This window comes from Vibrio sp. 10N.222.46.A1 (assembly GCF_041473595.1).
Lineage (GTDB): Bacteria > Pseudomonadota > Gammaproteobacteria > Enterobacterales > Vibrionaceae > Vibrio > Vibrio tasmaniensis_A.
In genome coordinates this window covers 1-205 of the sequence record NZ_JBFRSN010001736.1, presented here as the reverse complement: position 1 = coordinate 205, position 205 = coordinate 1, and the positions used below count along the sequence as shown (strand labels likewise).

The 205-nt window shown below is 37.6% G+C and carries 1 tRNA gene; it reads right to left on the bottom strand.

What is annotated here, in order from left to right:
* Positions 1–75: 75 nt before the first annotated feature.
* Positions 76–151, bottom strand: a tRNA-Asn gene (locus AB4496_RS29090).
* Positions 152–205: the final 54 nt, after the last annotated feature.

Here is a 205-nt window from a genome sequence, read left to right as displayed (position 1 = left end):
CGGCACACTAAATTCTTTGCTTTAGAGAGTAAACTCTCTAATTTAAAACCTCATATAAAATGAAGTTCTTGAAAGTGGCTCCCCTTGCAAGACTTGAACTTGCGACATACGGATTAACAGTCCGCCGTTCTACCAACTGAACTAAAGGGGAATTACTTGTCTCAACATTAGGTCTCTAAAGACCATTATTTGTTAAGTACCAAAT